This window comes from Streptomyces sp. JB150, from assembly GCF_011193355.1.
Lineage (GTDB): Bacteria > Actinomycetota > Actinomycetes > Streptomycetales > Streptomycetaceae > Streptomyces.
Genome location: NZ_CP049780.1, coordinates 1409234 through 1426347, shown reverse-complemented (window position 1 = coordinate 1426347; position 17114 = coordinate 1409234). Strand labels below are relative to the sequence as shown.

15 protein-coding genes are annotated in these 17114 nt (G+C 72.9%); 6 read left to right on the top strand and 9 right to left on the bottom strand.

The genetic code is table 11. The features are described 5' to 3' along the window. Positions 1–12: 12 nt before the first annotated feature. Complete coding sequence (locus G7Z13_RS06770; protein WP_165996995.1) at positions 13–2208, bottom strand: ATP-dependent RecD-like DNA helicase; 2196 nt, start codon at positions 2206–2208, stop codon at positions 13–15. Next, complete coding sequence (locus tag G7Z13_RS06765) at positions 2205–3188, bottom strand: aldo/keto reductase (RefSeq protein WP_165996993.1); 984 nt, start codon at positions 3186–3188, stop codon at positions 2205–2207. Before G7Z13_RS06765 ends, G7Z13_RS06770 begins: the two co-directional genes overlap by 4 nt. A gap of 202 nt (positions 3189–3390) precedes the next feature. Here G7Z13_RS06765 and G7Z13_RS06760 point away from each other — a divergent pair, with 202 nt between their 5' ends. After that, positions 3391–4446, top strand: coding sequence for an LLM class F420-dependent oxidoreductase (locus G7Z13_RS06760; RefSeq protein WP_166004717.1), 1056 nt, complete (start codon positions 3391–3393; stop codon positions 4444–4446). Between the two features lie 182 nt (positions 4447–4628). After that, positions 4629–4955 carry a hypothetical protein gene (locus G7Z13_RS06755; protein WP_240926136.1) on the top strand — a complete coding sequence of 109 codons (327 nt, stop codon included), beginning with the start codon at positions 4629–4631 and terminating at the stop codon, positions 4953–4955. Positions 4956–4982: 27 nt separating this feature from the next. Here G7Z13_RS06755 and corA read toward each other — a convergent pair whose 3' ends face one another. After that, entirely contained in the window at positions 4983–5978 is a 996-nt protein-coding gene (gene corA / locus G7Z13_RS06750; RefSeq protein WP_165996991.1) for a magnesium/cobalt transporter CorA, read from the bottom strand. A 62-nt stretch (positions 5979–6040) separates the two neighbouring features. Here corA and G7Z13_RS06745 point away from each other — a divergent pair, with 62 nt between their 5' ends. The 4 genes from G7Z13_RS06745 (at position 6041) to mshC (ending at position 9536) form a co-directional block, all read left to right on the top strand. Continuing rightward, positions 6041–6727: a histidine phosphatase family protein gene (locus tag G7Z13_RS06745; protein WP_165996989.1), complete on the top strand. Its 687-nt coding sequence runs from the start codon at positions 6041–6043 to the stop codon at positions 6725–6727. A gap of 99 nt (positions 6728–6826) precedes the next feature. Further along, positions 6827–7417 (top strand): DUF3090 domain-containing protein, encoded by a 591-nt coding sequence (locus tag G7Z13_RS06740; protein WP_165996987.1) that lies wholly within the window; start codon positions 6827–6829, stop codon positions 7415–7417. Continuing rightward, entirely contained in the window at positions 7381–8199 is an 819-nt protein-coding gene (locus tag G7Z13_RS06735) for an SCO1664 family protein (protein WP_206313014.1), read from the top strand. Before G7Z13_RS06740 ends, G7Z13_RS06735 begins: the two co-directional genes overlap by 37 nt. 107 nt (positions 8200–8306) lie before the next feature. Then, positions 8307–9536: a cysteine--1-D-myo-inosityl 2-amino-2-deoxy-alpha-D-glucopyranoside ligase gene (gene mshC, locus G7Z13_RS06730; RefSeq protein ID WP_165996983.1), complete on the top strand. Its 1230-nt coding sequence runs from the start codon at positions 8307–8309 to the stop codon at positions 9534–9536. 77 nt (positions 9537–9613) lie between these two features. Here mshC and G7Z13_RS06725 read toward each other — a convergent pair whose 3' ends face one another. The 6 genes from G7Z13_RS06725 to G7Z13_RS06700 form a co-directional block, all read right to left on the bottom strand. Beyond that, positions 9614–10540: a PAC2 family protein gene (locus tag G7Z13_RS06725; RefSeq protein ID WP_165996981.1), complete on the bottom strand. Its 927-nt coding sequence runs from the start codon at positions 10538–10540 to the stop codon at positions 9614–9616. A gap of 132 nt (positions 10541–10672) precedes the next feature. Further along, complete coding sequence (locus G7Z13_RS06720) at positions 10673–11224, bottom strand: SMI1/KNR4 family protein (protein ID WP_165996979.1); 552 nt, start codon at positions 11222–11224, stop codon at positions 10673–10675. A 221-nt stretch (positions 11225–11445) separates the two neighbouring features. Continuing rightward, positions 11446–13065, bottom strand: coding sequence for a glycerol-3-phosphate dehydrogenase/oxidase (locus G7Z13_RS06715; RefSeq protein WP_165996978.1), 1620 nt, complete (start codon positions 13063–13065; stop codon positions 11446–11448). Between the two features lie 63 nt (positions 13066–13128). Beyond that, a complete protein-coding gene (glpK, locus tag G7Z13_RS06710; protein WP_166004715.1) occupies positions 13129–14664 on the bottom strand; it encodes a glycerol kinase GlpK in 1536 nt (511 codons plus the stop codon). A gap of 85 nt (positions 14665–14749) precedes the next feature. Continuing rightward, the gene (locus tag G7Z13_RS06705) at positions 14750–15538 is read right to left on the bottom strand and encodes an MIP/aquaporin family protein (protein WP_165996976.1); all 789 of its coding nucleotides are present in this window, start codon (positions 15536–15538) and stop codon (positions 14750–14752) included. Positions 15539–16111: 573 nt separating this feature from the next. After that, on the bottom strand, positions 16112–16876 hold the full coding sequence (locus G7Z13_RS06700; protein ID WP_165996975.1) for an IclR family transcriptional regulator: 765 nt from the start codon (positions 16874–16876) through the stop codon (positions 16112–16114). Between the last annotated feature and the right edge of the window lie 238 nt (positions 16877–17114).

The window sequence follows — 17114 nt, the reverse complement described above, 5'->3', positions numbered from 1 at the left end:
CCGACGCCCCGCTCAGCCGTCCTGCCCGGCCGCCGTCCTGCCCGGCCGCCGTTCCTTCCCGGCCGTCGGCACCTCGGGTCGCAGCAGGTCGGGCAGCCGCGTGGTGCGCGGCTTGGGCAGGCCCTCCGCGACGGCCCTCGGCAGCGCCTGCTCCACGCCCTGGACCACGGACAGATGACGCTCGGCCCGGCCGAAGGCGGTGTAGATCCAGGGGCGGGTGAGGATCCGCGCGGCGTCGCCGGGCAGCACCGCGACCACCGCGGGCCACCGGCCCCCGACCGCCTGGTGCGCGGTCAGCGCCCACCCGTGCCGTACACACCGCTCGACCCGCTCGCGCGGCACGACGACGTTCCCGCCCGCGCACGACAGCCGCAGCCCCTCGGCGTCGGCCCCCACCACCCGCCCCGGCACCGTGCGGCCGGGCGCGGGGGAGTAGGCGATCCGGTCGCCGGGGTCGAAACCGCCGAAGCGGCCGGGGCCGGGATTCAGCCGTTCTTTCAGCGCCGCGTTCAGCACCCGCGTCCCCGCGGCGCCGCCGTGTCCCGGCGTGATCACCACGGTCTCCTCCGGGGGCACCCCGATCGCCCGCGGCACCGAGTCCGCGACGAGCTGCACCGTCCGGTGCACGGCCTCGCCCGCGTCCCGCACGGGCACGATCACGATCTCCTTGCCGGGCGCCTCGACCTGGTTCAGTTCGCCGACGCCGATTCCGGACACCAGCTCGCCCAGCGGGCCGGGATCCGGGCGCCGGGAGGCGATCTGCGGCACGCGCCGCGCGGCCAGCAGATCCGCGAACACCCGGCCGGGCCCCGCCGACCACAGCACCGCCGGATCCCCGGACAGCACCAGCCGGGCCCCGTCGGGCAGCGACTCGACGAGCGCGGCGCCCGCCTCCACGTCCAGCTGGGGCGCGTCGAGCACCACCAGCAGATCCAGGTCCAGTGCCCCTTCGGCGTCCCGCCCCGGTCCCTCGGCCCCGGACAGCAGCCCCGCCACGGTGACCACCCGGTCCCGCTCCGCGGACCTCCCCCGCCCCAGCGGGCTGTGCACGGCGGCCCACGCGCGCAGCCCCAGCTCACGCGCGGCGTCCAGCAGCTCCACGGCCTCGGCGCGGGCCGCCTCACCGCCGGTGTGCAGCACCAGACCGTGCCCGGCGACCGCCCGGACCAGCTCGGCGGCGGACCCCTGGGCCGCCGCCGCGACCCGCTCCCGGTCCGCGGGCGCACCGGCCTCCTTCGGCACCGAGCCGATCAGCCGCGCGAGTCCGTCGGCCAGGCTCTCCTCCGCCAGCGCGTACCGCTCCAGCCCGACGAGGACCCGCACGGGCTCCTGGGCCTCGCCCTCCCCGGCTTCCTCCTCCGACTCCTCTTCGCCCGATTCCTCCAGGCCGTCCTGGAAGGCCAGCACCTCGCCCTCCGCGAGGGCGTCCTGCACGGCCGCGTCCGGGTCGGGCACGCCCCGCTGCGCCAGCGCGGCGGTCAGGGCCGGCAGCTCCAGCGCGGTGTGCCCGGCCAGCGCCGCCTGCTCCAGCAGCCAGACGGTGAGCGCGCGCAGCCGCCGCTCGTCGTCCGGGCCGCACCGCGCGCCGAGCAGCGCCCGCGCGAATCCGTCGGCCTGTTCCGGCCGCACCCCGCCGACCCTCAGCAGCAGCCACGGATCGGCCCGCAGCCGCTCCTGAGCGCCGTCCCCGAGCACGGCGACGACCTGCGGCGCCAGCGCCAGCGGCGCACCGCCCTCGGCGAGCACCCGGCCGACCCCGTCCACCACCTCGGGCGCGGGAGCGGCCGTCACCGGGGCCACCGGCTGCGTGCGCCGCACCGGCTCCGGCGCGGGCCGCCGCACCGGCTCCGGCTCGGCGAACACCGCGGCCACGGGCTTCTCGCCGCTCTCCACGGCCCGCACCGCGGCGAGCAGGTCGGCGGCCTTCCCGCTCAGCTTCGTGCCGGCTTCGATCCGCTTCTTCTCCGCCTTGCGCCGCTCGATCCGCTCCCGCTCCAGCCGCTGCGCCGCCAGCTCCGCCTCGGCCTCCGACAGCCGCGCCGCCTCGCCGCCCGCCGCCTCCGCGCCCTCGGGGGTGCCGCCCGCCGCCTCCGCGCCCGCTGACTCTACGGCGTCCGCCGTCTCCGCGCCCTCGGGGGTGCCGCCCTCCGCCTCGGCGCCCGGCGTCTCCCGCGCGGCGTCCTCGGTGGTCTCCGGCTCCGTGCTCACAGCGTGCTCCAGTCGTGATCGGGATAGCGGTGCACGGGCGCCGACACATCGTCGAGCGCCCGGCAGATCTCGTCAGGAAGACTAAGCGCCTCCACTGACAATGCCGCCGTGAGCTGCTGCGCGGTGCGCGCGCCCACGATCGGCGCGGCCACTCCGGGCCGGTCGCGCACCCACGCCAGCGCCACCTGCAACGGCGTCACCGCGAGACCGTCCGCCGCGGTGGTGACGGCGTCCACGATCCGGCTCGCCGTGTCGTCGAGATACGGCTCGACGAACGGCGCGAGATGCTCCGAGGCGCCGCGCGAGTCCCCGGGTACCCCGTTGCGGTACTTGCCGGTCAGCACGCCCCGTCCCAGCGGCGACGAGGGCAGCAGCCCGATCCCCAGGTCGATGGCCGCGGGCAGCACCTCCCGCTCGACCCCGCGCTGCAGCAGCGAGTACTCCATCTGCGTACTGGCCAGCCGGGTGCGCGTCCCGGGCGCAGCGAGCTGCCACGTCGCCGCCTTCGCCAGCTGCCACCCGCAGAAGTTGGACACCCCGGCATACCGCACCCGCCCGCTGCTGACCGCCAGGTCCACCGCGTGCAGGGTCTCCTCCAGCGGCGTCTCGGGGTCGAACGCGTGCACGTGCCACACGTCGACGTAGTCGGTCCCCAGCCGGGCCAGCGAGGCGTCCAGCGCGGCCAGCAGGTGTCCCCGCGAGCCGTCGAAGCGCCGGTCCGGATCCGGCACGCTTCCGGCCTTGGTCGAGATGACGAGTTCCCGCCGCGGCACCAGCCCGTCCATCAGCCGCCCGAGCAGGTACTCCGCTTCCCCGTCCCCGTACACATCCGCCGTGTCGACCAGCGTCCCGCCCGCTTCCCAGAACGTCTTCAGCAGGTCCGCGGCGTCATGCTCATCGGTGTCCCGGCCCCACGTCAGGGTGCCGAGCCCGATCCGGGACACACGCAGGCCGGTCCGGCCGAGATGCCTCTGCTCCATGACCGCCGAGATTACTGGCCAGAACCTTGCCGTGGATCGCCTGTGGACAACCGATCCCGCCCACACGGCAGGACCCCGCCGCACAGCGGGACAGCCGACGGCGCGGCGGCCGCGACGGACGCCCTTCGCGCGGCCCCCACCCGCCGCGCACCCGGTAGGGTCAGCCCCACAAGGGACGTTACTGATGAGTAAGGGGAAGGTCATGCAGCTCGGCATCAACCTCGGCTACTGGGGCGCCGGAATGGACGCGGACAACCTCGCCGTCGCCCAGGAAGCGGACCGCCTCGGCTACGCGGTCTGCTGGGCCGCCGAGGCCTACGGCTCCGACGCCGCGACCGTACTCAGCTGGGTCGCCGCCCAGACCACCCGCATCGACGTCGGCTCGGCCATCTTCCAGATCCCCGCCCGCCAGCCCGCGATGACCGCCATGACCGCCGCCACCCTCGACTCCCTGTCCGGCGGACGCTTCCGCCTCGGCCTCGGCGTCTCCGGCCCCCAGGTCTCCGAGGGCTGGTACGGCGTCAAGTTCGACAAGCCCCTGTCCCGCACCCGCGAGTACGTCGAGATCGTCCGCAAGGCCATGTCCCGCGAACGCCTCACCCACGACGGCGAGCACTGGACCCTCCCGCTCCCCGGCGGCCCCGGCAAGCCCATCAAGCTCACCGTCCACCCGCAGCGCGAGCACATCCCGCTCTACATCGCCGCGATCGGCCCCAAGAACCTCGAACAGACCGGCGAGATCGCCGACGGCGCCCTGCTGATCTTCCCCTCCGCCGACCACCTCGAGGACACCGCGATCAAGCACCTGCGCGCGGGCCGCGAGAAGGCCGGCAAGACCCTCGACGGCTTCGACGTCTGCCCCACCCTCCCGCTCGCCGTCGGCGACGACAAGGACATCGCCGCCCTCGCCGACACCTTCCGCCCGTACACCGCCCTGTACGTCGGCGGCATGGGCAGCCCCAAGCAGAACTTCTACAACCAGCTCGCCCGGCGCATGGGGTACGAGAAGGAGGCCGCCGAGATCCAGCAGAAGTACCTCTCCGGCGACAAGCAGGGCGCCGCGGCCGCCGTACCGCACGACCTGATCGACAAGACCACCCTGCTCGGCTCCGTCGACCGCATCGCCGACCGCATGAAGGCCTACGCCGAGGCGGGGGTCACGACGCTGTCGCTGGCGCCCGCGGGCTTCACCCTCGACGAGCGCATCGCCTCGCTCCGTGCCGGCACCGAGGCCCTGGAGCGCGCCGGTCTCGCGTAGCGGAATTCCCACGGCCGTGGTGGGGGCTCGGGGGTCTACCCCGCCACGGCCGTCACGCGGAACAACGCGCCGCCGCGCCCGGAGTTACGCCTCCCGCACGCCCCGCACGCTTCGGGGCACGCCTTCGGCCACGCTTCCGGCCGCGCCCGCGGCACAGCCCCCGCCGTCCTCCGTTCGGCGCAGTGGTCCGGCACACCTGTCGCACCCGGCCGAGCGCGGTCTCGCCCCCGGAACCGTCCGGCACCCCGGTCCCCGTCCCGTCCGAGACCCACTCCACGACGCTGCTGGAGCGCGCGGGCATCGGACCTGCCCACGACGGGTTCGCGCGCGACGACCCCCTCATGGTCCAGGACATCGTCGTCCACCTCACCCACAGCAGGGTCACCGAACAACGCGCCTGCGAGCAGATGCGCCTGGACGAACGCCTGGCCGGCCGGCGCCGCGTGGTCGCGCTCAGGACCCCGCAGCGCCGTGACGCCCTCGGCGGCCCGCGGAGCCCCGGAGCGTGACCCGGGACCCGGCCGGGCCCCGCGCCCTCACAGCCACCCCCGCCCCTTGAACAGCCGGTAGAGGCCCACCTCCAGCACCGCCATCACCACGATCACCGCCGGATAGGACCACACCCACCGCAGCTCCGGCATGTGCTCGAAGTTCATGCCGTAGACGCCCGCGATCATCGTCGGCACCGCGGCCATGGCCGCCCACGCGGAGATCTTCCGCATGTCGTCGTTCTGCCGCACACTCATCTGCGCCAGATGCGCCGACAACACGTCGGACACCAGCCGGTCCAGCGCCTCCACCGACTCGTTCACGCGCGTGAGGTGGTCCTGCACGTCCCGGAAGAACGGCCGCGCCCGGTCGTCGACGAACGGCACCGCCCCGCCGAACTGCCCGTTCCCGGCGAGCCGGGTGAGCGGCAGGGCCAGCGGGCCGGTGGCGCGGCGGAACTCCAGGATCTGCCGCTTGAAGCCGTAGATCCGCGACGCGATGTGCCGCGAGCCCCCGCCCTCGGGCGAGAACACCTCCGTCTCCAGCTCCTCCAGGTCGTTCTGCAACTCCGCCGCGACCTCCAGATAGTGGTCGACGGTCGCGTCGGACACGGCGTACAGCACCGCCGTCGGCCCCTTGCCCAGCAGCTCCGGCTCCTGCTCCAGCCGGCGCCGCACGGCGGCCAGCGGCGCGCCCTCGCCGTGCCGGACGGTCACCACGAAACCCTCGCCGAGGAACACCATCAGCTCCCCGGAGGACACGGTGTCGCTCTCCGGCTCGTACACCACCGGCTTCAGCACCAGGAACAACGAGTCGTCGTACACCTCCAGCTTCGGCCGCTGGTGGGCCTTCAGCGCGTCCTCCACGGCCAGCGGATGGAGCCGGAATTCCTCGCTGACGTGGGCGAACTCCTCCTCGCTCGGCTCGTGCAGCCCGATCCACACGAACCCGCCCCCGGCCCGCGCCTGATCGAGGGCGTCGGACAGGTCCCCGGGACCCTTGACCCGGTGCCCGTCCCGGTAGACGGCGCAATCGACGATCACTGAGTGCTTTCTCCCTTCACCGGCCACCCACCACACCCCGGCGTACGCCTACGCTGGGCGCCATGCCCACGCTGATCCTCGTCCGGCACGGACGTTCCACCGCCAACACCGAGGGACTGCTCGCCGGCTGGACGCCCGGCGTGCGGCTCGACGAGCGCGGCGCCGCCCAGGCCGCCGCCCTGCCCGCCCGCCTCGACGGGCTGCCGCTCGCCGAGGTCGTCATTAGCCCGCTGGAGCGTTGCCAGGAGACCGTCCGCCCGCTGCTCGACGCCCGCCCCGGCCTGACCGCGCACACCGACGAACGCATCGGCGAGTGCCACTACGGCGACTGGTCCGGCCGCAAGCTCGCCGACCTCAAGGACGAGCCGCTGATGGACGTCGTGCAGGCGCACCCGTCGGCCGCCGCCTTCCCCGGCGGCGAGTCGATGCGCGCGATGGCCACCCGCGCCGCCGAGGCCGTACGCGAGTGGAACGCGCGCGTGGAGCGCGATCACGGGCCGGACGCGGTGTACTTGATGTGTTCGCACGGCGACATCATCAAGTCGCTCGTCGCGGACGCCCTCGGACTTCATCTCGACCTCTTCCAGCGGATCAGTGTGGAACCGTGTTCCATCACCGCGATCCGTTACACCCGGCTGCGCCCCTTTCTGCTGCGCCTCGGCGACACGGGCGACTTCGCGTCGCTGGTGCCGCGCGAGGAACCGCCGGCCGAGGAGGCGCCCGTCGGGGGTGGTGCGGGCGCACCGTGATCGTCGGCCGCAGTAGGGTGAAGCGGTCAGTCGGTCCCGAAGTCGATGCCGATCCGTCGATGCCGATCCACAAGTCCAGACGATTCCAGGAGACAGGACGTGTCCCGTCAGGTGTTCCTCTACGACCCACCGGACCGCTTCGTGGCCGGCACGGTCGGACTGCCCGGGCGCCGTACGTTCTTCCTCCAGGCCTCCGCCGGCTCCCGGGTGACCAGCGTGGCCCTGGAGAAGACACAGGTCGCGGCGCTCGCCGAGCGCATGGACGAACTCCTCGACGAGGTCGTACGGCGTAGCGGCGGCAGCGCCGCCGTGCCGGCCGTCGCCCCTGCCGAGATCACCGACACCGCCCCGCTGGACACCCCCGTCGAGGAGGAGTTCCGGGTCGGCACCATGGCCCTCGCCTGGGACGGCGAGGAGCAGCGCATGATCGTCGAGGCGCAGGCCCTCGTGGAGATCGACGCCGACTCCGACGAGGACCTGGCCGAGGCCGAGGAGCGACTGCTCCAGGACGACGAGAACGGGCCCCCGATGCTGCGGGTCCGGCTCACCGGAGCCCAGGCCAGAGCCTTCGCCAAGCGCGCCCTCGACGTCGTCAACGCCGGCCGGCCGCCCTGCCCGCTGTGCAGCCTGCCGCTCGACCCGGAAGGACACGTATGTCCGCGCCAGAACGGATACCGCCGCGGCGCATGACGCCGGCGGACCTGCTCGCCGAGGGTGAGCTGACCGTACGCGGACAGATCCGTGACGCCTCCAACGCGGCGCTGTACTGCACGGTCACCCACGACGGCGAGGAGACCGCCTGCGTCTACAAGCCGGTCGCCGGAGAGCGCCCGCTGTGGGACTTCCCCGACGGCACCCTCGCCGGACGCGAGGTGGCCGCCTACCTGGTCTCCGAGGCCACCGGCTGGGGCCTGGTGCCGCCGACCGTGCTGCGCGACGGCCCGTACGGCGAGGGCATGGTCCAGCTGTGGATCGAGGCCGCCCCCGGCAGCGAACTGCTGGCGCTCGTCGAGGACGAGGAGCCGGGGCCGGGCTGGAAGGCGATCGGCCTGGCCGAGGTGGGGGAGGGGCGCACCGCGCTGCTGGTGCACGCCGACGACCCCCGGCTGCGGCGGCTCGCCGTGCTCGACGCGGTGATCAACAACGCCGACCGCAAGGGCGGCCATCTGCTGCCCGCCGTGGACGGCCGGCTCTACGGCATCGACCACGGCGTCACCTTCAACGTGGAGAACAAGCTGCGCACCCTGCTGTGGGGCTGGGCCGGGCAGCCGCTGACCGAGGAGGCCGTCACGGTCCTCGAAGGCCTCCGGGACCAGTTGAAGCAGGGCGCGGCGCTCGCCGGACGCCTCACCTCTCTGATCACGCCCGCCGAGCTGGACGCCACCCGCGCGCGGGTCGACGCCCTGCTGGCCGCCAAGGTGCACCCGGAGCCCAACGGGGAGTGGCCGGCCATCCCCTGGCCGCCGGTGTGAGACACCCCGTGCCCGGCACGTCCGCCGGGAATGTGCAAGAGCGCCTTCCCGGCCATATGGCCTGGTCCGGTTCGTATACGGAACTGCAGTCCGGTTAGGCTCAAGACATGCATGCCTGGCCCGCTTCCGAGGTCCCCGCCCTGCCTGGTCAGGGCCGCGACCTGAGGATCCACGACACCGCGACCGGCACTCTGGTCACCCTCGATCCCGGCCCCGTCGCCCGTATCTACGTCTGCGGCATCACCCCGTACGACGCGACCCACATCGGTCACGCGGCGACCTACAACGCGTTCGACCTCGTCCAGCGCGTCTGGCTGGACACCAAGCGGCAGGTCCACTACGTCCAGAACGTCACCGACGTCGACGATCCGCTGCTGGAGCGGGCGCAGCGCGACAACGTCGACTGGGTCGCGCTCGCCGAGAAGGAGACGGCGCTCTTCCGTGAGGACATGACGGCCCTGCGGATGCTGCCCCCGAAGCACTACATCGGCGCCGTCGAGGCGATACCCGGCATCGTGCCGCTGGTGGAGCGGCTGCGCGACATGGGCGCGGCCTACGAACTCGAGGGCGACATCTACTTCTCCGTCGAGACCGACCCGCACTTCGGCCGGGTCTCGAACCTGGACGCCGCCGCGATGCGGCTGCTCTCCGCCGAGCGGGGCGGCGACCCGGACCGCCCCGGCAAGAAGAACCCGCTCGACCCGATGCTGTGGATGGCCGCCCGCGAGGGCGAGCCCAGCTGGGACGGCGGCTCGCTGGGCCGCGGCCGCCCCGGCTGGCACATCGAGTGCGTCGCCATCGCCCTCGACCACCTCGGCATGGGCTTCGACGTCCAGGGCGGCGGCTCCGACCTCGCCTTCCCGCACCACGAGATGGGCGCCTCGCACGCCCAGGTGCTGACCGGCGAGTTCCCCATGGCCAAGGCGTACGTCCACGCCGGCATGGTCGCCCTGCACGGCGAGAAGATGTCCAAGTCCAAGGGCAACCTGGTCTTCGTCTCCCAGCTGCGCCGCGACGGCGTCGACCCGGCCGCCATCCGGCTCGCCCTGCTCGCCCACCACTACCGGGCCGACTGGGAGTGGACCGACCAGGTGCTGCGGGACGCCGAGGAGCGGCTGGCGCGCTGGCGCTCCGCCGTCTCCCGCCCCGACGGGCCCGGCGCCGACACGCTCGTCGAGGAGATCCGCGAGGCCCTGGCCGACGATCTCGACGCGCCGGCCGCGCTGGCCGCCGTCGACCGCTGGGCCGCCCTCCAGCACGAGCGCGGCGGCGAGGACACCGGCGCGCCGGGTGTCGTCACCCGCGCCGTGGACGCGCTGCTCGGCGTCGCCCTGTAGCGGCCGGTCCGGCTCGGCTCACGGCTCACGGCGAAGGGCGGTGCGGAACGCGTCCGCACCGCCCTTCGCCACAGCGCTCAGTCCTCCGGCGACTCCCCGTCCTCCGTGCCCGGCTTCGGCGGCATCGGCGGCCGCGTGCGGTCCCCGGGGCCGCCGTCCCGGCCGCCGTCCCGGCGCCGCAGATACCGCTCGAACTCGCGGGCGATCGCCTCACCCGACGCCTCCGGCAGCTCCGCGGTGTCGCGGGCCTCCTCCAGCGTCTGCACGTACTCGGCGACCTCGCTGTCCTCGGCGGCCAGCTGGTCCACGCCCACCTGCCAGGCACGCGCGTCCTCGGGCAGCTCGCCCAGCGGAATCCGCACGTCGATCAGGTCCTCCAGGCGGTTGAGGAGGGCCAGCGTCGCCTTCGGGTTGGGCGGCTGCGAGACGTAGTGCGGTACGGCGGCCCACAGCGAGACCGCCGGGACGCCCGCGTGCGTGCAGGCCTCCTGGAGGACGCCGACGATGCCCGTGGGGCCCTCGTACTTGGTCTCCTCCAGGTCCATGCGGCGGGCCAGATCCGGGTCGGACGTGGTCCCGCTGATCGGCACCGGACGGGTGTGCGGGGTGTCGCCCAGCAGGGCGCCCAGGATCACCACCAGCTCCACGCCCAGCTCGTGGGCGAAGCCCAGCAGCTCGTTGCAGAACGAGCGCCAGCGCATGGACGGTTCGATGCCGCGCACCAGCACCAGGTCACGCGGCTTGTCGCCGCCGACGCGGACCACCGACAGCCGGGTCGTCGGCCAGGTGATCTTGCGGACGCCGCCGTCCATGAACACCGTGGGGCGGTTCACCTGGAAGTCGTAGTAGTCCTCGGCGTCCAGCGCCGCGAAGACCTCGCCCTTCCATTCCCGCTCCAGATGCGCGACCGCGGTGGAGGCGGCGTCGCCGGCATCGTTCCAGCCCTCGAACGCGGCCACCATGACCGGGTCGATCAGCTCGGGAACCCCCTCGAGCTCGATCACCCAGTGCCTCCTTCCGACGTGCCCTCGCTTGACGTCCCAACCTTACGGCGTGCGGCGAGGGCGCCCGCAGCCCCCTTGCACGGGGGAGTGAACGGATCACTGCCCCGAAGATCCCACCGGAACACCCCGCGGTCAGGGAGCGGGTGCGTCGAACCACTCCTTGCCCGCCGCCCAGTGCGCGACCCAGCCGGCGAAGCCCGGGGCGGCGGTGGTGTGGCCGAAGCCGGCGCCGAAGGGCAGGGCGCCCACGTCGGTGATCTGCCACAGGTGCCCGCGGTGCGGGCCGGTGACGATCAGATGCCAGTCCATGGCACATCCGTCGGTGCCCAGCACGACCGAGCCGTGCCGGAGGACGGCGTCGAGGTCCGGCTCGTCCTCGTCCTCCTCCCACAGCCAGGCCTCGGTGAGCGGGAAGGGCTTGCCCAGGTCGCGGGCGGCCGGGTCGGACCACGACCCTCGCGGAACCTCGCCGAGTGCCAGCAGGCCGTACGCCGGCGGTCCTTGCCGGGAGCCGTCGGTGATCTCGGCGACGAAGGTGCGGTAGGGCTCGGGCAGCACGATCCCGTGCTCCGCCTCGAAGGCGCGCAGCTTCTCCCAGCCGAGGGCGGACGCCCCGCCGCCCTCCACGCCGAAGGCCGCGCGCAGCGCTGCGAGTTCCCCCGGATCCGCGTGTTCCGTGTTCATGCCGTCCATCGAAGCACGCGGCACTGACAACGCACCGGTCGCCCAGGCGCCCGGGCGACCGCGGCCACCCCCCCGCGCACCGGGGCGTGCGAAAGGGGCGGCTCCGCCGGCGCGGAGCCGCCCCCTCGCGTGCCGGCCCCACAGTGCGGTGGGGGCCGGGCCTCGGCTGCCGGCGGCGGTCAGGGAAGAGCCGGCGCGCGAGCCGCTGCTGCTGCGAGCCGTTACTTCTTCTCGTCCAGCAGGTCCTGGACCCTGGCGCGGATCTCGTCCGTGGCCAGACCGCGGATCGTCAGTGTCGTACGGCGGCGCAGCACGTCCTCCACCGTCTCGGCCCACTCGTGGTCGCGGGCCCAGACGACCTGTGCCCAGATCTCCGGCGCGTCCGGGTGGACCCGCCGGCCCAGCTCCGGGTTCTCGTTGGCGAGGCGGGCGATGTCGAAGGCCAGCGAGCCGTAGTGGGTGGCCAGGTGCCTGGCGGTGTCGGCCGCCATGCGCGGGCCGGGAGCCGGGCCGTCGACGAGCAGCCGGTGGGCGACCGCGCGCGGGTTGGCGACACCCGGCAGCGGCAGCTTCTTCGGCAGCGACGAGATCGGCTCGAAGTCCTCGCCGAGCGGGTGGCCCGGCAGCGACTCCAGCTTCTTCATCACCGTACGGCCGATGTGGCGGAAGGTCGTCCACTTGCCGCCCGCGACGGACAGCATCCCGCCCCTGCCCTCGGTGACGACCGTCTCGCGCTTGGCCTTGGCGGTGTCACCGGGGCCGCCCGGCAGCACCCGCAGACCGGCGAAGGCGTAGGTGATCAGATCGCGGTCGAGCTGCTGGTCGCGGATGGAGAACGCGGCCTCGTCGAGAATCTGGGCTATGTCCTTGTCGTTGACCGCGACGTCCGCCGGGTCGCCCTCGAACTCCTCGTCCGTGGTGCCCAGCAGGAGCATGTCCTCCCAGGGCAGGGCGAAGGTGATGCGGTACTTGTCGATCGGGGTGGCCAGCGCGGCCTTCCACGGGGAGGTGCGCTTCAGGACCAGGTGCGCGCCCTTCGACAGCCGGATCGACGGTGCGGCGTCCGGGTCCTCCATCCGGCGCAGGTGGTCCACCCACGGGCCGGTCGCGTTCAGCACCAGCCGGGCGTTCACGCCGAACTCGGCACCGGACATCCGGTCCTTCAGCTCGGCGCCGGTCACCCGGCCCTTGGTGAAGCGCAGGCCGGTGACCTCGGCGTGGTTGAGGACGACCGCACCGGCCTCGAAGGCCGCGCGGACCGTCATCAGCGCCATCCGGGCGTCGTTCATCTGGTCGTCGCCGTACACGGCCACGGCCTTCAGGTTCTCGGTGCGCAGCTCGGGCACGTCCGCCGCCGCCTTGGCCGGGGACAGCAGGTGGCCGACGCCGTCGCCGAAGGCCGACAGCATCGAGTACGCGAACACACCCGCGCCCAGCTTCGCCGCGCCGTGCGGCCCGCCCTTGTACACGGGGAGGTAGAAGGTGAGCGGGTTCGCCAGGTGGGGGGCCACCTGGCGGGAGACCGCACGGCGCTCGAAGTGGTTCTCCGCCACCAGCTTCACCGCGCCGGTCTGCAGGTAGCGCAGACCGCCGTGGAGCAGCTTGGAGGAGGCGGAGGAGGTGGCGCCGGCGAAGTCGCCGGCGTCGACCAGCGCCACCCTCAGACCGGCCTGGGCGGCGTGCCAGGCGGTGGAGATGCCCAGGATGCCGCCGCCGATCACGAGAAGGTCGTACGACGCCTTGGCGAGCAGCTCCCGGGTCTCGGCCCGGCTCGGACCTACGCCGAAGGCCGGACGCGTACCGAGGGCGGGCACGGACTGCAGGGTGGACTGACTGGTCATGTCGGGTTCTTACTCCTCATCAGAGCTCGGCTGAGAACGCGCCGCGGAGCCGGTGGCCCGCGGTCAGTTCTCGTCGTCGAGCCAGCCCATGGTCCGCTCGACGGCCTTGAGCCAGTTCTTGTACTCACGGGCGCGGGTCTCCGCGTCCATGCGGGGGGTCCACTCGGCGGCCCGGCGCCAGTTGGCGCGCAGGTCGTCGGTGCTGTTCCAGAAGCCGACGGCGAGACCGGCGGCGTAGGCGGCGCCGAGGCAGGTGGTCTCGGCGACCATCGGGCGCACCACGGGGGCGTCCACGAAGTCGGCGAGGGTCTGCATCAGCAGGTTGTTGGAGGTCATGCCGCCGTCGACCTTGAGGGTGGCCAGCTCCACGCCGGAGTCCTTCGTCATGGCGTCCGCGATCTCGCGGGTCTGCCAGGCGGTGGCCTCCAGCACGGCTCGGGCCAGGTGCGCCTTGGTGACGTACCGGGTCAGGCCGGCGATCACACCGCGGGCGTCGGAGCGCCAGTACGGGGCGAACAGGCCGGAGAAGGCGGGCACGAAGTAGGCGCCGCCGTTGTCCTCGACCGAGAGCGCGAGCGTCTCGATCTCGGCGGCGGTGGAGATCAGGCCCATCTGGTCGCGCATCCACTGCACCAGGGAGCCGGTGACGGCGATCGAGCCCTCCAGGGCGTAGACCGGCTTCTGGTCGCCGATCTGGTAGCCGACCGTGGTCAGCAGGCCGCTGTAGGAGTTGATGAGCTTGTCACCGGTGTTCATCACCATGAAGGTGCCGGTGCCGTACGTCGACTTGGTCTCGCCCTCGGAGAAGCAGGTCTGGCCGAACAGGGCCGCCTGCTGGTCGCCGAGCGCGGAGGCGACCGGGATGCCGCCGAGCAGGTCGCCGAGGCGGCCGCCGGTGATCTCGCCGTAGACCTCGGCGGAGGAGCGGATCTCCGGGAGCATCGCGGTGGGGACCCCGATGGACTCGCAGATCCTCTCGTCCCACTGCATGGTGTGCAGGTTCATCAGCAGTGTGCGGGAGGCGTTGGTGACGTCGGTGACGTGCTTGCCGCCGTCGGCGCCGCCGGTCAGGTTCCAGATGACCCAGGTGTCCATGGTGCCGAAGAGGATGTCGCCGGCCTCGGCGCGCTCGCGCAGGCCCTCGACGTTGTCCAGCAGCCAGCGGGCCTTGGGGCCGGCGAAGTAGGAGGCGAGGGGAAGGCCGGTCTCGCGGCGGAAGCGGTCCTGGCCGACGTTGCGGCCCAGCTCCTTGCAGAGGGCGTCGGTGCGGGTGTCCTGCCAGACGATGGCGTGGTGGACGGGCTCACCGGTGTTCCTGTCCCACAGCACGGTGGTCTCGCGCTGGTTGGTGATGCCGATGGCCTTGATGTCGTCGCGGGTGATGCCGGCCTTCTCGATGGCCCCGGCGACGACCTCCTGGACGTTGGTCCAGATCTCGGTGGCGTCGTGCTCGACCCAGCCGGGCTTCGGGAAGATCTGCTCGTGCTCCTTCTGGTCGACGGAGACGATCCGGCCGTCCCGGTCGAAGACGATGCAGCGGCTGGAGGTGGTGCCCTGGTCGATGGCGGCGATGAACGGGCCGTGCCCGTGAGAAGCGATGCCGGCGGTGTGGGTGTCGGTCACTGTGTGCTCCTGGGGTTCTCGTCGAGCGGACTGGGTTGTGCGCTGGTGCTCCAGCGAACCTCTAGGCGAAAGCCAGGTTGTAGAGGCCCGCCGCGAGCGCGGCGCCGATCAGCGGTCCGACGACCGGGATCCAGGCGTAGCCCCAGTCGGAGCCACCCTTGTTGGGCAGGGGGAGAAGCGCGTGCACGATGCGCGGGCCGAGGTCGCGCGCGGGGTTGATGGCGTAACCGGTCGGTCCGCCGAGCGACAGACCGATGCCGACCACGACCAGCGCGACCATCAGTCCGCCGAGCGCGCCGAGGCCCTTGCCGCTGTCGTTGAGGCCCTGGGTGAGGACCGCGAGCACCAGCACGAAGGTGCCGATGATCTCGGTGGCGAGGTTCATCGCCACGTTGCGGACCTCGGGGCCGGTGGAGAAGACGCCGAGCACCGGGCCGGCCTGGGCCTCCCGGGCCTCGACGGCCTTGGTGGACTGGGTGCCCGGCCCGCCCACGATCTCGCGGTCGGTGAGGTGGGCCCGGAACTGTCCGTAGTACGCCACCCAGGCGAGCGTGGCGCCGATCATGGCGCCGAGCAGCTGTCCCGCGAAGTAGGTGGGGACGTTGCTCCACTCGCCGTCCTTGATGGCGATGCCGAGCGTCACGGCCGGGTTCAGGTGGGCGCCGGACAGCGGCGCCGAGATGTAGACGGCCGTCAGTACGGCGAAACCCCACCCGAAGGTGATGGCGAGCCAGCCGGCGTTGCGGGCCTTGGAGGCCTTGAGCACGACGGCGGCCACGACGCCGGCGCCGAGCAGGATGAGTATGGCGGTACCGATGGTCTCGCCGATGAAGATGTCGGAGCTGGACACCCGCGACTCCTTTGTCCTTCGTCCAGGGGAAGCCGAACCCCGTGTCCCAACGGAGGTTCTGCGCCCTCGGGGGTGAGAGCTGTGCCGGCCCTTGGCGTTGTCACACTCTAGCGCGTATTGCCGTTAGGTGTTCGACAATGCCGACCGATGGACGGGAGTCTTGTCGGGCGGTCGCGCATGCGTCAAGGGTTCCGTTATCGAAAGTGCGATCGTTATTGATCGCTGAGAGTTATCGATCATCGATGCCGCGGCGGGCGGGGTTATGTCCCATATGCCCACATTTGGGCATGTCGATAGTCGGAGCGCCGACCGGTGCCCCGGTGAAACGTCCGCTGAAGCCTCGTGGCGATGCGTCCGGGGTGTCGTGGCGAGAGAGGTCCCGCGTACGGCGCGAAGGGCGCCGTGTGAGCGACCCCCGGCCTCCGGCCGGCGCCCGGCCGGCCCCCGCGCCTGCCGCGCCTCACCGCTGTCCTCCGCGGCCTGCCTGCGTCTCCCGCGGCCTGCCCGGCGCCTCCCGCGGCCTGCCCGGCGTCTTCCGTGGCCTCCCCGGCGTCTTCCGTGGCCTCCCCGGCCTCAGAAGCGCCCGGCGCCCAGGTCCCGCGAGACCGCGCGGGCGCAGTCCCGCACCGCCGCGATCAGCTCGGGCCGCAGCTCGCCGTCCCGGCACACCCGCTCCACCGCGCCGGTGATGCCGACCGCGCCGACCGGCATGCGGCGCCGGTCGTGGATGGGGGCGGCGATCGACGCCACGCCCTCCCAGGTCTCCTCCACGTCGGCCGCGTAGCCCCGCGCGCGCGTGAGGTCGAGGATCTGCTCGAAGGGGGCCAGCTCGCAGACGGTGCGCTCGGTGAAGGCCTTGCGGTCGGCCTCCACGGCCTCGCTGTGCGCGACCGGGTCGTACGCCGACAGCACCTTGCCCAGCGCCGTGGAGTGCAGCGGCTGCATGGCGCCGATCTCCAGCACCTGCCGGCTGTCGTCGGGGCGGAAGACGTGGTGCACGATCAGCACGCCCTGCTGGTGCAGCACCCCCAGATACACGCTCTCCCCGCTGGAGCGGGCCAGGTCGTCGGTCCACACCAGGGCGCGCGCCCGCAGCTCGTGGACGTCGAGATAGGTGGTGCCCAGGCGCAGCAGCTCCGCGCCCAGCTGGTAGCGCCCGGAGGCGTCGTCCTGCTCGACGAACCCCTCCTGCTGGAGGGTGCGCAGAATGCCGTGGGCGGTGCCCTTGGCCAGGCCCAGCGCCGAGGCGATGTCCGACAGGCCCAGCCGCCGCTCGCCGCCCGCGAGCAGTCGCAGCATCGCGGCCGCCCGCTCGAGCGACTGGATGTTCCGTGCCATCGCCGTCCTGCCTCCGTCCCCTTCGACCGTCGAGCGGCGACGTCGCTGCCGCCGTTCGGCAATGTCGAACACTACCGGTCCATGCCGACCTCTCGCTAATGGTCGACACCGACTGTCTGTCCTCCGGCCGCCCCGGATGGCCGGAACCCGGCGCCCCGTCCGGTGCCGTCCGCGGCGACCATCCTCGTCCGTCACGTGGACGCCCCTGACCATAGGGCCCCGCAGGCGGTTACTCTGA

Bases quoted from the DNA above. Each gene is read 5' to 3' on its own strand.
- G7Z13_RS06765 (WP_165996993.1), bottom strand. From the start codon at position 3,188: ATGGAGCAGAGGCATCTCGGCCGGACCGGCCTGCGTGTGTCCCGGATC.
- G7Z13_RS06760 (WP_166004717.1), top strand. From the start codon at position 3,391: ATGCAGCTCGGCATCAACCTCGGCTACTGGGGCGCCGGAATGGACGCG.
- G7Z13_RS06745 (WP_165996989.1), top strand. From the start codon at position 6,041: ATGCCCACGCTGATCCTCGTCCGGCACGGACGTTCCACCGCCAACACC.
- G7Z13_RS06735 (WP_206313014.1), top strand. From the start codon at position 7,381: ATGTCCGCGCCAGAACGGATACCGCCGCGGCGCATGACGCCGGCGGAC.
- mshC (WP_165996983.1), top strand. From the start codon at position 8,307: ATGCATGCCTGGCCCGCTTCCGAGGTCCCCGCCCTGCCTGGTCAGGGC.
- G7Z13_RS06720 (WP_165996979.1), bottom strand. From the start codon at position 11,224: ATGAACACGGAACACGCGGATCCGGGGGAACTCGCAGCGCTGCGCGCG.
- G7Z13_RS06715 (WP_165996978.1), bottom strand. From the start codon at position 13,065: ATGACCAGTCAGTCCACCCTGCAGTCCGTGCCCGCCCTCGGTACGCGT.
- G7Z13_RS06700 (WP_165996975.1), bottom strand. From the start codon at position 16,876: ATGGCACGGAACATCCAGTCGCTCGAGCGGGCGGCCGCGATGCTGCGA.